We start from the raw sequence: 14846 nt of genomic DNA on the forward strand, positions 1-14846 counted from the left end.
AAGTATGACATTATTTTTAAACATTGGACCTTTATATGATAGTACCGCATAACTGCTTTTATAGACAATTGAAACGAGTGAAAGATTAAGGCAGCTAGAGCTGAAAAACCTTTCAGCAGAATCTACGGAGGAGGTTATTTAGTCAAGGGCTTAGGCTAAAAGGTTCAGTATCCTCCTTATTGTTGTTATCAATATGCATTGATATGGTATTGACGATCCATTTATTTAGCTTGTTGTCGGTTATCTTGTAAGGAATTGCCTTGAGGAAACTGCCGTTGTTGTACATTGAGTGTTATATATTGTAAACTAGAGTAAAAGATATCCAGATTAATCATCGAAAAACATTTCTTACAGTTCCAAACCGGAAACGAAAGAGGTACCTCGAAAATACAAATATTTCCTAGGAGTATGTATATGAATATAGCGAATTACACTTTAAAAGTGAAAGGCAAAACGTTACTTCAGGACACCGACTTGCATTTTTCGAGCGGGAAAATTAATCACGTTGTCGGAAAAAATGGAGTCGGTAAATCACAGCTTGCTAAAGACTTTTTGTTAAATAATAGCAAAAGAATCGGCAGAGATATTCGTCAAAATGTTTCTTTAATATCCAGCTCTTCGAATATACCTAATGATGTTTCTAAGGACTTTTTATTACACTTTTTGAGTAAAAAATTTGATGCAGAAATGATAGATAAAATCGCACATTTACTTAATCTGGATAATATTGATGGAAAAGTTCTGATCAAAAATTTGAGTGATGGACAAAAGCAAAAATTAAAATTGCTCAGTTTCTTATTAGAGGATAAAAATATTATTGTTTTAGATGAAATAACGAATTCATTAGACAAAAAAACGGTTATAGAGATTCATGGCTTCTTAAACAAGTATATTCAGGAGAACCCCGAGAAGATTATCATCAACATTACACATGATTTGTCTGATTTAAAGGCGATAGAAGGGGATTATTATATATTTAATCACCAAGAAATTCAACAATATCATTCAGTGGATAAATTAATTGAAGTGTATATAAATGAGTAATAAAACAGTGGGGGCTTGAGATGAAATTAGAGTTTAAAAAGAGTATTAGCAACAAAGTTATCATTATTTTAGGAGCAATGTTTGTATTTTTATTTTTGCTGGGTTATTTTTTACTTGTTGGAATTGATAAAGTCAGCAATGTTACACCTGAAATGTTTTTCTTTAGCTCCTATACTGTTGCGACCCAGTTTGGTTTGATGTTATTTTCATTTGTTATAGCTTTCTTTATTAATAGAGAGTATTCAAACAAAAATATTCTCTTTTACAAGTTAATTGGAGAGAACATCTATACTTTCTTTTATAAAAAGATAGCTGTTTTATTTTTGGAATGTTTTGCATTTATAACGCTAGGCCTGCTAATCATATCGTTGATGTACCATGATTTTTCGCATTTTGCATTATTACTTTTTTTATTTTCTGCAGTTATACTGCAGTATATTCTAATTATCGGAACTATAAGCATGTTATGTCCTAATATATTAATTAGTATAGGTGTCAGTATCGTTTATTGGATGACTTCTGTTATCTTAGTAGCTATAAGCAATAAAACGTTTGGTTTCATTGCTCCTTTTGAGGCAGGTAACACTATGTATCCCCGAATAGAAAGAGTGCTGCAATCTGATAACATGACACTTGGGAGTAATGATGTTTTATTTATTATTTTGTATTTAGTTTCAATTATTATCATAAATGCGATTATCCTTCGCTTTTCTAAAACTAGATGGATCAAAATGGGCATTTAATAAAGGAAGCTACTTCACAGTGAAGTAGCTTTTTTTGAACATAATATTTGGTGGAGAATTATTAAAAGAAATCCTATTAGATACCGAATTTCACAATAAAAAACTATTAGCCTGCACCACAAACTGCGACTGCTCATAATTATACGAAATCTTCGAGTAATCAAACGGCTGCCCATTTGTCAGGTGAAAAATACTTTCTATATACAGCTTCGGCAGTCCAGCCTCTAATCCCAAATATTCCGCTTCTTCCTCATTAAGCTGGCCCACGTGCAGAAACAAATCAGAAAAACCAATCTTCAACCCCAGTCCTTCCCGGATGTAATGGAAGATGGAGTGGGAAACGATTTCGTTGTTTAAATACGTCACGATGGATTTGTTGTAATAGGATTCTTCGTAGCAAAGGGTCTGGCCGTTGATGTAGCGGACCCTTTTGACATAGTAGATGTCTTCGTTTATTTCGATGTTCAGATTTTCCGCCGCTTCCGGTGTCGGCTTTCTCACGTCCAGTTCGATGACTTTTGAGGTGACGTTGAAATCCTCGAGATCTTTTTTAAACCCCTGATTCGACAGAAGGCTGATATAGCCTTTTCGTTTATGTTTTCTGACGAAAATGCCGCTTCCTCTGACTTGAAAGATCGCGCCTTTTTGCTCTAATAGCTCGAGGGACTTTGTAATTGTGCTTTTGCTGACTTCAAACTGGGCCATGAGGGTTTCCAGGACTGGCAGTTTGTCTCCCTGCTGAAGCTGGTGTTCTTCTATATATGTTTCAATTTCCGCTGCGATTTGCTGGTATTTTAACATACGCATTCCTCATTTATTCGTTTAATTTCACTTGTCAAAATTATAGCATAAACCGCTTACAATGATAGTTAGTCCGTAAATATTTTGTTTCGGTATTGATAAATTATACCGGTACAATTATAATGAAAGCGCAACCAAAACAAAGGGGTGGGTGAAAATGTCGGGGAAAGTGAGAGATTATACGAGACTAGCAAAAGACATTTTAGAGGCCGTAGGCGTGGAAGAGAATGTGATTGGGGCTTCTCGCTGCGCTACCAGACTTCGATTGGTGCAGAAGCGGTCTACCCCTAAAGCGAAGGAAATCGTGAAATCGATGCCACCATCCCGGGTCATTACGGTTGTCAAAGCATGCGATTGACCTGCGTTCAGCGTCGAATTGCTTGCGCACATCGGGCTGGATACGGTGACATTAGACGGCAGGCCTTTTTCCTTGAAGGTAAAAGAAGGCGATACCGTCAAAAAAGGCGAAGTGCTTGTTGAGTTTGATAAAGCTTTCATTGAAGAGATTGAGGAAAGTGCATTACATCAAAAAATATTTACAGTCGTAAGCTGAGGAGGAATTAAACATGGGAAACATGCCGAAGGATTTTTTATGGGGCGGTGCTTTAGCTGCCCACCAATTTGAAGGCGGATGGAATCAAGGCGGTAAAGGGCCGAGTGTCGTCGATGTGATGACAGCGGGTGCGCACGGCGTGCCGAGAAAAATCACGGATACGATTGAAGAAAACGAATTTTATCCAAACCATGAAGCCATTGATTTCTATCACAGATACAAGGAAGATATCGCTTTGTTTGCGGAAATGGGATTAAAATGCCTGCGGACGTCCATCGGCTGGAGCCGGATTTTTCCGAAAGGCGATGAGGCTGAACCGAACGAAGCTGGTTTGCAGTTTTATGATGATGTGTTTGATGAATTGCTGAAGCATGGGATCGAGCCGGTCATTACCCTGTCTCACTTTGAAATGCCGCTGCACCTGGCAAGAGAATATGGCGGCTTCAGAAACCGGAAAGTCGTGGACTTCTTCGTCAACTTTGCAGATGCTTGCTTTACCCGTTACAAAGAGAAAGTGAAGTACTGGATGACATTTAACGAGATCAACAACCAAATGGATGTGAACAATCCGTTGTTCCTATGGACGAATTCAGGTGTTGTGGTTGGCGAAAACGAAAACGCCAAGGAGGTCATGTATCAAACGGCACACCACGAACTAGTGGCGAGCGCATTAGCAGTGGCAAAAGGAAAAGACATCAATCCAGAGTTCCAGATCGGGGCCATGGTATCACACGTGCCGATTTATCCTTTCTCCTCCAATCCTAAAGATGTGATGCTGGCTGAAGAAGAAATGAGGCAGCGCTATTTCTTCCCTGATGTGCAGGTGCGCGGTTATTATCCAAGCTACGCGTTGAAGGAATTTGAACGCGAAGGCTACAACATCACATTCGAAGACGGCGATGATGAGATTTTAAGAAACGGAACCGTCGATTACTTAGGCTTCAGCTATTACATGTCAACAACTGTGAAAAGCGATGTGAAAAATGATAACACTGACGATATTGTAAATGGCGGCTTGCCGAATGGTGTCGAAAATCCGTACATCACTTCGAGTGACTGGGGATGGGCGATTGATCCAACCGGGCTGAGATATACGTTAAATCGTTTTTATGACCGATACCAAATCCCGTTATTCATCGTTGAAAATGGCTTTGGCGCAGTGGATACGCTGGAGGAGGACGGCAAGGTTCATGATCCGGAGCGCATTCAATATTTAAAATCGCATATTGAAGCATTGAAAAAAGCGGTCACGTACGATGGTGTTGATTTAATTGGCTACACGCCGTGGGGCATTATTGATATTGTCTCCTTCACAACTGGCGAAATGAAAAAACGCTACGGCATGATCTATGTTGATCGTGACAATGAAGGAAACGGATCCATGAAACGATATAAGAAAGACTCCTTTGAGTGGTACAAAAATGTCATTCAAACGAACGGCGAGGAACTATAAGAAGCTGGCCCGAATCGAGCACTTTTACCGTAGTGCCTGGTTCGGGTTTTTTCTGTAGAAAAAGAAAAATCCGCTATCCTGCCAATCTGGCAAAATAACGGATTTTTTTATCAGTTACGGATTAGGTAATCAAACGCGCCGAGGGCGGCAGTTGCACCTGATCCCATAGAAATAATAATTTGGTTGTACGCACTGTCTGTGCAGTCGCCGGCAGCAAATAAGCCTGGTACGCTTGTTGCGCCATGTTTGTCGACGATGATTTCGCCCATGCGGTTGCGTTCAACCGTTCCTTCTAACCATTCTGTGTTTGGCACGAGACCGATTTGGACGAATACACCTTGAAGTTCAACGTGTTTTTCTTCGCCTGTTTCGCGGTCTACATATGTGATGCCGTTAACACTCTGATCACCTGTGATTTCTTTTGTTTGTGCGTTTTTCACGACAGTAACGTTAGGCAGGCTGTAGAGACGTTTTTGCAGGACTTCGTCTGCTTTCAGTTCCGGCGCGAATTCTAGTACAGTAACGTGATTGACAATACCTGCAAGATCAATCGCTGCTTCGATACCAGAGTTTCCGCCGCCGATTACCGCAACGTCTTTGCCTTCAAACAATGGCCCATCACAGTGCGGGCAGTATGCGACACCTTTGTTTTTGAACTCTTGTTCACCTGGTACGTTGACATTGCGCCAGCGTGCACCTGTTGAAAGGATCACTGTTTTACTTTTCAGAACAGCGCCGTTTTCGAGTTCAAGTTCGAACAGATCTTTCTTCTCAAGGCGTTTCGCACGCTGAAGGTTCATGACATCAATATCATATTCCTTCACATGCTCTTCAAGACTTGCCGCAAGCTTCGGTCCTTCCGTCGCTTTGACGCTGATGAAGTTTTCGATGCTCATGGTGTCGAGCACCTGTCCGCCGAAGCGCTCAGCGACAACACCAGTGCGGATGCCTTTACGTGCAGTGTAGATCGCTGCACTTGCACCAGCAGGTCCGCCTCCGACCACAAGAACGTCAAACGGCTCTTTGTCAGCAAACTCAGATGCATCTGTGCCGCTGCCCATTTTCGCAAGAATTTCTTCAAGCGTCATACGGCCGCTTCCGAAGGATTCGCCATTCAGGTAAACGGTCGGCACTGCCATGATGTTTTTGCTTTCAACTTCTGCTTTGTATGCTGCACCGTCAATCATCGTGTGCGTAATGTTCGGGTTCAGCACGCTCATCATATTTAAAGCTTGTACAACATCAGGACAGTTGTGGCATGTCAGGCTGATATAAGATTCGAAGTGGTATTCACCACTGATCTTCTTCACCTGATCAATGACTTTTTGGTCCACCTTAGGCGGTCTGCCGCTCACTTGGAGCAACGCCAACACTAATGATGTGAATTCGTGGCCCAGAGGGATACCGGCGAAAGTCACGCCAGTGTCTTCTCCGACACGATTGACACTGAAGCTCGGCGTTCTGTTTAATTCAGCTTTTTCAACTGAAATTTTCGATGACATGGAAGCCAGCTCATCAACGAGAGCCAGCATGTCCTTAGAAGTGTCATCTTCGCCTGCGCTAACTTTGAGAACAATGTCATTCTCAATTAGCTGCATATATTGATTTAATTGTGCTTTGATGTTTGCATCAAGTACCAATTGAATGCACTCCTTAGATTTTACCTACTAGATCAAGGCTAGGTGTAAGAGTTTCGCCGCCTTCTTCCCATTTAGCCGGGCAAACTTCACCTGGGTTTTGACGAACGTATTGAGCTGCTTTTACTTTGTTTACAAGGTTGCTTGCGTCACGGCCGATACCGCCTGCATTAATTTCAACAGTTTGGATAACGCCATCTGGATCGATGATGAATGTTCCGCGGTCAGCAAGGCCAGTTTCTTCGTCAAGAACATCGAAGTTGCGAGAGATCGTTTGAGATGGGTCGCCGATCATTGCGTAAGTGATTTTGCTGATTTTTTCAGAGCTGTCATGCCAGCCTTTGTGTACGAAGTGAGTATCTGTAGAAACAGAGTAGACTTCAACACCTAATTCTTTAAGAGCAGCATATTGTTCTTGAAGATCTTCAAGCTCAGTTGGGCATACGAAAGAGAAATCTGCTGGGTAGAAGCAGAATACGCTCCATTGGCCTTTCAAATCTTCGTTTGTTACATCGATGAATTCACCGTTTTTGAATGCTTTTGCTTCGAATGGAAGTACTTCTTTACCGATTAAAGACATAATGTATATTCCTCCTAAAAATGTATTAGAAAGCATAATCGCTTTCAATAATAATTCTAATTATATATGAATTATTAATTAATATATATTTTTTGTCAAGCCATAACCTACTTTTTTTCATCTTAATAAAGGTGTGACAGGTAGGATTTAGGCATTTCTTTTATAACAAATGAGAGGCTGATTCTCAATTAGACAAGGTTTTCAGGGACTTTTGTAAATCAGAATGACAGGCCGTTTTGGCATTTGAACATTTTATGACACCATGGTCAAGGGCAAAGGACAATGGCCAAAAGCAGAATAGAACGGAACAGCAAGCTGCTGTCACATGATGATCTTGGGGATTGTTTCTAGCTATTATTGTATCACTGTTTATGATATTTAAAACATAACTTATGTCTTCTGTTGTTTGGGATAGAAGAAAAAAACACGGTTCAGTTGAAAACTGACCGTGTTTTTGATGACAGGTTATTCAGACCAATTCGTATGGAAAACGCCGTCCATATCAGTCCGTTCGTACGTGTGAGCGCCAAAGTAATCGCGCTGTGCCTGCAAGAGGTTCGCATTGGAACGCCCTGTGCGGTAGCCGTCGTAATAAGAGAGCGCGGTAGTTAAGCATGGGAAAGAGATTCCGGTGCTGATACCCTCGCAAACGACTTTTCGCAGGCCTGTTTGATAGGCATGGAGCTTATCTGTGAAATAAGGCGCGATCAGCAGGTTTGCCAGATTTGGCTGCTCACTGAATGCTTCGCTGATCACGTTAAGGAAATCAGCGCGGATGATGCAGCCGCCTCGGAAAATCAAGGCAATGTCTTTGAGCGGCAGATTCCAGCCGTAAAGCTCAGATGACATCTTATATTGGGCAAAGCCTTGTGCATAGGCGCATACTTTCCCCATGTAAAGAGCCTGTCTGACGTATTCAATCCAGGTGTCTTTATCCAAGTGTTTTTCTTCGGCTTCCGGGCCTGCTAATACGTCTTGAGCTGCCATCCGTTCTTCTTTTAAGGATGACAAGTAGCGGGCGAACAAGGACTCTGTGATGATCGTGGACGGGATACCGTTATCAATCGCCTGCATGCTCGTCCATTTCCCAGTGCCTTTTTGTCCGGTTTTATCAAGAATGACATCGATCAGAGGCTGCCCTGTTTTTTCGTCTTTTTTGCGTAAAATCTCAGCTGTAATCTCTATTAAATAGCTTTTCAGCTCACCTTGATTCCATGTTTCAAAAATAGATGCAATTTCATCGAGCGGCAGACGAAGCGTTTCTCTTAGAAACGTATACGCTTCTGCAATCAGCTGCATGTCGGCATATTCAATGCCGTTGTGCACCATTTTTGTAAAGTGCCCTGCCCCTTTTGGTCCGATATAGACACAGCAAGGGTCATCTCCGACTTGGGCTGCGATTTTCGTCAGGATAGGAGCGGCTTTCTCATAGACGTCGCGATCTCCGCCCGGCATGATGGAAGGCCCTGTTAACGCACCGACTTCACCGCCGGAAATGCCGACTCCCAGGTAGCCGATCCCTTTTTCCTTCAGCTCGTCATATCTTCTTTCTGTGTCTTCATAATGGGAGTTTCCTCCATCCATGATGACGTCGCCTTCTTCAAGCAAAGGCTTTAATGATTGGATGACGGAATCTACGGGTTTTCCCGCTGTGACCATCAAAAAGATTTTTCTTGGTTTTTCTAACGATTGAACAAAGTCCTCAAGCTCGTAATACGGGCTGAGAGATTGTCCATCCAGCTTTTGGACAAGCTGGTCCGTTAAATCTCTGGTGTAATTATAGACAGCGACGTTTTCACCTTTATTTGCCATGTTTAAGGCGATGTTGCTTCCCATTACGCCTAAGCCTATGACACCAATCGTATTGAACATGTGTTACAGCTCCTTCTTAATTTCATACAACTAAACTTAACAATAAAATGAATCCCAGTCCAGCAACGGAAATAATGGTTTCCAGCAATGTCCATGTGGCGAATGTTTCTTTCATGCTTAATCCGAAGTATTCCTTGAACATCCAGAAGCCGGCGTCATTGACGTGTGAAGCGATGACACTTCCGGCGCCTGTTGCGAGCACGACTAACGCCAGGTTAACATCAGAATGGCCCAATAACGGGATGACCAGACCTGTTGTGCTTAGTGCGGCAACAGTCGCTGATCCTAGAGAAATGCGCAGGATCGCCGCGATGAGCCATGCCAGAATGATTGGCGATAATGCCGTTCCTTTGAATAAGTCTGCTACGTAATCGCCGACACCGCCGTTGATCAGCACTTGTTTGAAGGCGCCGCCTCCTCCGATGATCAAAAGCATCATGCCGATTTGTGAAATGGCAGTTGAACAAGAATCCATCACGGTTTTGACTGGAATGTTGCGCTTGATGCCCATTGTATAGACTGCGACCAATAACGAAATAATCATAGCAGTCGATGCGTTTCCAATCAATCTGATAAAAGCTAAAACTCCGTTATCTGCAAACCCGATTGTTTCTTGAAGCAGGTCGATAATGGTCGCGACCGACATGATGATAATCGGGAGCATTGCGGTAAAGACACTGATTCCAAAGCCGGGTGTTTCTTCAAGGTTAAACGTTTTTTGTGTGCCGAGTGATGCAATATTGCCGTTTTTCGCAAATGATGCAGGAACGATTTTTTTCGCGAACTTTGTAAATAACGGCCCTGCAATGAGCACTGTCGGAACAGCAACGATAAAGCCGTACAGCAGCACTTCTCCAATGTTTGCGCCATACTCACCGGCGATCGCCGTAGGTCCCGGGTGCGGCGGCAGGAAACCGTGTGTGACGGATAGTGCCGCGACCATCGGGATTCCGAGAAATAAAATAGAAATCTTCAATTCTCTTGAAATCGCAAAGACAATCGGAATTAATAGAACCAGTCCTACTTCAAAAAATAACGCAATCCCAATAATAAATGAGGCAATGACAACGGCCCATTGAATATTTTTCTCACCGAATTTGTTGACGAGCGTCATCGCAATGCGCTGTGCGCCTCCTGAATCCGCGATCAGCTTGCCCAGCATCGCACCGAGTCCGAAGATGAGCGCGATGTGGCCAAGAGTCCCCCCTATTCCTGCTTCGATGGAGCTGACAACTTTATCGAACGGCATCCCGAGTGCCAGTGCCACGCCGAACGATACGACCAGCAGGGAAATAAATGTGTTTAATTTTAAGCCCATAATCAGAAATAGTAATGCTAAGATCCCAAGTGCAACGATGATTAACGGCATGGTAATGCCCTCCCCTTCATGTCATGTACTATTTGTGTGTGATTAAGCCCCTCTGATAATCTGCAATTTGTGTATATTGATTTTCTAATAATCTTGATAGATTGATGAAAATCGGCATTAATGTTCTGTATTCCTTGGCTGAGTCTTCGATCGGCGTATGTCTGTATGTGCTGCCGATCATGTCGGACACGGCGTCGAAAGAGTCAATTTTTCCTGTTGCATACAGGCCTAAAATGCAGGCGCCGAGACATGAGCTTTCGTAGCTTTCCGGAACGACAACCTCTGATTCGAAGATATCCGACATCATTTGGCGCCAAACCTCCGACCTTGCAAATCCCCCTGTTGCTTGGATGCGGGTTACCGGGCCATCCATGCATTCAGTTAACGCCAAGAACACCGTGTACAGGTTGTAAATGACGCCTTCCAATGCCGCGCGTATCATATGCTCTTTCTTATGCGACATGGTCAGGCCGAAAAATGAGCCGCGTACATCCGGATTCCACAACGGAGCGCGTTCTCCGGCGAGATATGGGTGGAACAGCAGACCGTCAGAACCGGGTCTGACGCGTTGGGCAATTTTCGTCAGCACGTCATATGGATCAATGCCCAGCCGTGTCGCTGTTTCGATTTCGGAGGAGGCAAACTCGTCTCTGATCCAGCGAAGGACGATGCCCCCATTGTTCACAGGTCCCCCAATAACCCAATGCTTGTCCGTCAAGGCATAGCAAAAAATTCTCCCTTTTTCATCGGTTTGCGGCTTGTCAATAATCGTCCGGATGGCACCGCTTGTTCCGATGGTGACGGCGATTTCGCCCTTTTTAATGGCGTTGACGCCGAGGTTGGACAGCACGCCGTCGCTGGCGCCGATGACAAAAGGCGTTTCCGGATCGATTCCCATTTGGATCGCTATTTCCGTGCTGCAGTGCTGAAAGATCTGGGTTGTCGGCACGAGTTTGGATAAGTGATCCGGCGTGATGCCTGCGATGCGCAGTGCCTCTTCGTCCCAATCCAAGCCTTTCAGGTTCATCATGCCTGTCGCTGATGCCAAGGAGTAATCGATGACATACTCATTGAACAGCTGTTTAAAAATGTATTCTTTGATGCCGATATATTTTTTTGCCTTGGAAGCGATTTCTTTTCTTTCATTCGTGATCCAGGCAATTTTACTTAACGGTGCCATCGGATGAATCGGTGTTCCCGTACGTTTGTACACCTCATGTCCGTTCAATTCCTCTTTGATCTTATGCGCCCAGCCTTCACTTCGGTTGTCGGCCCATGTGATGCATGGCGTCAGCGGCTTGTCATTTTCGTCGATTGCAATGACGCTGTGCATGGCGCTGCTGAACGAAATGAAAGAGATCTGTTTTTCGGGATGCTGTTTTGTAATTCTCGCTGTTGTATGGATGACTGCCTGAAATATCTCTTCCGGGTTTTGTTCAGCTGTTGAGATGTCCGGTGTATAGAGCGGGTAGCCGATGCTTTCTTTCTGTACCACATCTCCGTTTTCACTGAACAGCACAGCTTTTGTGCTTGTCGTGCCGATATCGATTCCTAACATATAACTAGTCATTGTTGTATTCAGCTCCTTTTGCCAGCATTTGTTGTGAGAGCCATAGGTCTTCTACCTTATCCTGCACATCATCAAAGTTTTGGTGAAGAGACTGAATCATCAGCGCCCTATCCTTTGTTTTGATGGCTTGAATATAAAGCTCGTGGTTATCTAAAATCCTTGTGAAGTCTTCATACTTTTCCTTTAACCGTACCCGCATCGATAAAAGAATAAAGCTTTCCATGACGGGTTTTAGATTGTTCCAGATCATCTGAATGTATGAATGATCAATCGCTCGGATAATCGTTTCATGGAACAGCACATCTTGAAATGAAAATTCGTCAGCGTCCTCATATTTGATTGAGACTTTCATCATTTCAAGAATTTTGCTGAGATCCTTAACTAAAGGCTCAATGTCTATTTTGACAAGCCGTTCAAAGACAAATGTTTCTAATAGTAACCGCACATCATAAATTTCCGCGATTTTCTTCTCAGTTAAACCAATTACGACCGCTCCCATTCGTTCTAAGCGGATGATTTTTTCGGATGCGAGTATTTTTAGCGCTTCGCGAACCGGCGAACGGCTTACTGAAAACTCGGCGGCGATTGTATTTTCTGATAAAATGGTACCGCTTTCAATCAGGCCTGAAACGATCCGCATTCTCAGCTCGTATGCGACACGAACTCCGGTTGACGCTTTTGAGAGCCATTTTGCGGGATACAACAGGTCTTTGGAGTCTAGCATACACTCACCTTCCTCACTCAAGAAGTATACTTGTATACAAGTATGATAACGTGAATATTTCTTTTATGCAAACACTTTCATTTCTAATTTTTAATAAAATTTTTCCCAATCATTATGGTATTTATTTCTAAATGGAATGTGGTACATTGGAGATAACTAGCATAAGTGAATCATGTTTGGAAAGAGGCGATTTGGATGAAAATCATCATTGCACCTGATTCTTTTAAGGAAAGCTTATCAGCTCTGGAGGCAGCCGAAGCGATAGAAAGAGGTTTCAAATCGGTCTTTCCGGGTGCTGATTACAGAAAATTGCCGGTGGCGGATGGCGGCGAGGGAACCGTTCAATCTCTGGTCGATGCGACCAACGGAAGGATCATAGAGCAAGTTGTCACAGGGCCGCTGGGGGAACCGGTGAGAGCTTTCTTTGGCATGATGGGAGATGGGAGAACAGCTGTGATTGAAATGGCTGCTGCTTCAGGGCTGCATCTGGTGCCTGTAGATAAGCGAAATCCGCTCATCACTACAACAAGGGGAACGGGAGAATTAATCGGAGCAGCTCTTGATGCGGGAGCGGAGCGATTGATCATCGGAATCGGCGGAAGCGCCACGAACGACGGGGGAGCCGGGATGATTCAGGCATTGGGCGGAAGGCTTCTTGATAACTCAGGCAGCGAGATTGGCCCAGGGGGCGGCGCGTTATCTCAGCTTGCATCAATAGATGTTGGCGGGCTTGATTCCAGATTGCGGAATGTCAAACTGGAAGTTGCCTGTGACGTGGACAATCCGTTAACAGGACCAAAGGGTGCTACGGCTGTTTTCGGACCGCAAAAAGGCGCGACGGCCGACATGCTGGATGTACTAGAACAGAACGTAAACCATTTCGCTGATATGACAGAAAAAGAGCTCGGATCAACCTTCCGAGATACAGAGGGCGCCGGTGCAGCGGGCGGTCTTGGATGGAGCCTGCTGACTTATTTTCAGGCTGACCTGAAAAGAGGCATTGATATTGTCCTTGAAGCGGTTGATTTTGAAAATATCGTTCAGGATGCAGATCTTGTGATTACCGGCGAGGGAAGGATCGACAGCCAAACGGTTCATGGAAAAACGCCGATCGGCGTAGCCAAGGCGGCTAAATCATATGATGTGCCCGTCATCGGTATTGCGGGATCAGTATCACGAGACAGTGATGCCGTCTATCAACACGGAATCGATGCGCTTTTCAGCATCGTTCCCGGAGCCGTGCCGCTAGAAGACGCGTTTGAACATGCCGCGGAATATATGGAAAGAACGGCGCGGGACATTGCAGCGACTATCAAATTGGCGAAAACGATGTTTCTGATATAGCCGATGCACACGCCAATGCATAGCCATCCTTCTTTTTGGGTAGAGACAGTTAACACACAATGAGGAATTCATCCCAGAAGGAGGACGCAGATATGACTGTACAAGAAATCAAAGGCAAAAAACTAGTAAAAGGCATTGCGCCAAATGTGGAGCCGGAAGCTCTGTTAAATGATAAACGAAAAGTATTTTTGTTTGGTTCCCCTAGTTACACAAACATTGGAGACCAAGCGATTGCGTATGCGGAAGAGAAATTTATCAAAAATCATTTTCCGTATTATGAATACATTGAGATTATGGATTATGCGACGGATGAGGGCATTGAACTGGTGAAGGAGATCATTCGTGAAGACGATATTGTCTGCTTTACAGGCGGAGGGAACTTAGGAAACCTTTATCTTGATATTGAGGAAGACAGAAGAAAGGTCTTTTCGGCGTTTAAAGACTACAAATCAATTTCTCTGCCACAATCCGTTTATTTTGAGGATACAGAGGAAGGACAGAAGGAAAAGAAAAAAACACAGGATGCGTACCATCAAAATACAAACTTAACGATTGCTGCGCGTGAGACGCAAACACTGGATGTTGTGAAAGAGACCTTCAACTCCAATGTGATCTTTACACCGGACATGGTGCTTTCCTTGGATATTGTGCCGCGAGAGCTCGAGCGGGACGGCGTTCTCTTTATTTTAAGAGCGGATAAGGAGAAAGTGACTGACGAAGATTTTATTTCACAGATGAAGAAATGGGCAGAAAAAACAACTTACACAGAGCGTACCGATACGGTGCTGGATACGGTCGACACCATCGATTACGCTGATCGTGAAAAGCATTTTATGGAGATGCTGGACCGCATCGGCTCCAGTAAATTGGTGATTACCGACCGCCTTCACGCGATGATTTTCTCGATTATCACCAAAACACCTTGCCTTGTCTTTGGAAACAGCTATGGCAAAGCCAAACATTCATACCGGGATTGGCTTGAAAGCTTAAACTTCATTGAATATACGGATAAGAATGATGTTGAGGAGCTGGAGCGTATGATTGACCGCCTGCTTCAAGCAGAACCGAATGACGTTGATTTATCTAAGGACTTTCAGCCGCTGATTGATTTTTTTGCTTCTTAAACGAAAAAGACTGCCCTCCCCCGGGGCAGTCT

The 14846-nt window shown here is 43.8% G+C and carries 13 protein-coding genes and 1 pseudogene; 7 read left to right on the plus strand and 7 right to left on the minus strand.

Annotation, left to right across the window (positions count from 1 at the left end):
- The first annotated feature begins 414 nt into the window (after window positions 1–414).
- Together PUN35_RS15440 and PUN35_RS15445 are read left to right on the plus strand one after the other, a co-directional pair.
- Window positions 415–1044 (plus strand): ATP-binding cassette domain-containing protein, encoded by a 630-nt coding sequence (locus PUN35_RS15440; protein WP_014481448.1) that lies wholly within the window; start codon window positions 415–417, stop codon window positions 1042–1044.
- 20 nt (window positions 1045–1064) lie between these two features.
- Window positions 1065–1787, plus strand: a complete 723-nt coding sequence (locus PUN35_RS15445; protein WP_014478516.1) for a peptide ABC transporter permease — start codon at window positions 1065–1067, stop codon at window positions 1785–1787.
- A gap of 90 nt (window positions 1788–1877) precedes the next feature.
- Here the strand turns inward: PUN35_RS15445 and PUN35_RS15450 are convergent, their stop codons facing one another.
- On the minus strand, window positions 1878–2588 hold the full coding sequence (locus PUN35_RS15450) for a GntR family transcriptional regulator (protein ID WP_014481447.1): 711 nt from the start codon (window positions 2586–2588) through the stop codon (window positions 1878–1880).
- A gap of 157 nt (window positions 2589–2745) precedes the next feature.
- Here PUN35_RS15450 and PUN35_RS15455 point away from each other — a divergent pair.
- From PUN35_RS15455 to bglA, 3 genes and pseudogenes are all read left to right on the plus strand, one after another.
- Window positions 2746–2934 (plus strand): annotated as a pseudogene (locus PUN35_RS15455) (PTS transporter subunit EIIB); the annotation flags it as partial.
- 84 nt (window positions 2935–3018) lie between these two features.
- On the plus strand, window positions 3019–3141 hold the full coding sequence (locus tag PUN35_RS15460) for a biotin/lipoyl-binding protein (protein ID WP_014481446.1): 123 nt from the start codon (window positions 3019–3021) through the stop codon (window positions 3139–3141).
- A gap of 13 nt (window positions 3142–3154) precedes the next feature.
- Entirely contained in the window at window positions 3155–4594 is a 1440-nt protein-coding gene (bglA, locus tag PUN35_RS15465; protein WP_014481445.1) for a 6-phospho-beta-glucosidase BglA, read from the plus strand.
- Window positions 4595–4704: 110 nt separating this feature from the next.
- Here the strand turns inward: bglA and ahpF are convergent, their stop codons facing one another.
- The 6 genes from ahpF to gntR all read right to left on the minus strand — a co-directional run bounded on the left by ahpF (window position 4705) and on the right by gntR (window position 12346).
- Window positions 4705–6234 (minus strand): alkyl hydroperoxide reductase subunit F, encoded by a 1530-nt coding sequence (gene ahpF / locus PUN35_RS15470; protein WP_003243077.1) that lies wholly within the window; start codon window positions 6232–6234, stop codon window positions 4705–4707.
- Between the two features lie 13 nt (window positions 6235–6247).
- Complete coding sequence (ahpC, locus tag PUN35_RS15475) at window positions 6248–6811, minus strand: alkyl hydroperoxide reductase subunit C (protein ID WP_003243686.1); 564 nt, start codon at window positions 6809–6811, stop codon at window positions 6248–6250.
- Window positions 6812–7276: 465 nt separating this feature from the next.
- Entirely contained in the window at window positions 7277–8683 is a 1407-nt protein-coding gene (gnd, locus tag PUN35_RS15480) for a decarboxylating NADP(+)-dependent phosphogluconate dehydrogenase (protein ID WP_014478511.1), read from the minus strand.
- Window positions 8684–8705: 22 nt separating this feature from the next.
- Complete coding sequence (gene gntP, locus PUN35_RS15485; protein ID WP_003243139.1) at window positions 8706–10052, minus strand: gluconate permease GntP; 1347 nt, start codon at window positions 10050–10052, stop codon at window positions 8706–8708.
- A gap of 28 nt (window positions 10053–10080) precedes the next feature.
- Window positions 10081–11622, minus strand: a complete 1542-nt coding sequence (gntK, locus tag PUN35_RS15490) for a gluconokinase (RefSeq protein ID WP_014481444.1) — start codon at window positions 11620–11622, stop codon at window positions 10081–10083.
- Window positions 11615–12346 carry a gluconate operon transcriptional repressor GntR gene (gene gntR / locus PUN35_RS15495; protein WP_003243132.1) on the minus strand — a complete coding sequence of 244 codons (732 nt, stop codon included), beginning with the start codon at window positions 12344–12346 and terminating at the stop codon, window positions 11615–11617. The genes gntK and gntR overlap by 8 nt, the downstream gene beginning before the upstream one ends.
- 195 nt (window positions 12347–12541) lie before the next feature.
- Here gntR and PUN35_RS15500 point away from each other — a divergent pair, with 195 nt between their 5' ends.
- Complete coding sequence (locus PUN35_RS15500; protein ID WP_014481443.1) at window positions 12542–13690, plus strand: glycerate kinase; 1149 nt, start codon at window positions 12542–12544, stop codon at window positions 13688–13690.
- A gap of 92 nt (window positions 13691–13782) precedes the next feature.
- Window positions 13783–14814 (plus strand): polysaccharide pyruvyl transferase family protein, encoded by a 1032-nt coding sequence (locus tag PUN35_RS15505; protein WP_014481442.1) that lies wholly within the window; start codon window positions 13783–13785, stop codon window positions 14812–14814.
- The last annotated feature ends 32 nt before the right edge of the window (window positions 14815–14846 follow it).

It is taken from the genome of Bacillus sp. N3378-2at, assembly GCF_033412715.1.
Lineage (GTDB): Bacteria > Bacillota > Bacilli > Bacillales > Bacillaceae > Bacillus > Bacillus subtilis.

Excerpts from the sequence above, each read along its gene's own strand:
- gntP (WP_003243139.1), bottom strand. The coding sequence starts at position 10,052 with ATGCCGTTAATCATCGTTGCACTTGGGATCTTAGCATTACTATTTCTG.
- gntK (WP_014481444.1), bottom strand. The coding sequence starts at position 11,622 with ATGACTAGTTATATGTTAGGAATCGATATCGGCACGACAAGCACAAAA.
- PUN35_RS15505 (WP_014481442.1), top strand. The coding sequence starts at position 13,783 with ATGACTGTACAAGAAATCAAAGGCAAAAAACTAGTAAAAGGCATTGCG.
- PUN35_RS15450 (WP_014481447.1), bottom strand. The coding sequence starts at position 2,588 with ATGTTAAAATACCAGCAAATCGCAGCGGAAATTGAAACATATATAGAA.
- PUN35_RS15440 (WP_014481448.1), top strand. The coding sequence starts at position 415 with ATGAATATAGCGAATTACACTTTAAAAGTGAAAGGCAAAACGTTACTT.
- gntR (WP_003243132.1), bottom strand. The coding sequence starts at position 12,346 with ATGCTAGACTCCAAAGACCTGTTGTATCCCGCAAAATGGCTCTCAAAA.
- bglA (WP_014481445.1), top strand. The coding sequence starts at position 3,155 with ATGGGAAACATGCCGAAGGATTTTTTATGGGGCGGTGCTTTAGCTGCC.
- PUN35_RS15500 (WP_014481443.1), top strand. The coding sequence starts at position 12,542 with ATGAAAATCATCATTGCACCTGATTCTTTTAAGGAAAGCTTATCAGCT.
- PUN35_RS15445 (WP_014478516.1), top strand. The coding sequence starts at position 1,065 with ATGAAATTAGAGTTTAAAAAGAGTATTAGCAACAAAGTTATCATTATT.
- gnd (WP_014478511.1), bottom strand. The coding sequence starts at position 8,683 with ATGTTCAATACGATTGGTGTCATAGGCTTAGGCGTAATGGGAAGCAAC.
- ahpC (WP_003243686.1), bottom strand. The coding sequence starts at position 6,811 with ATGTCTTTAATCGGTAAAGAAGTACTTCCATTCGAAGCAAAAGCATTC.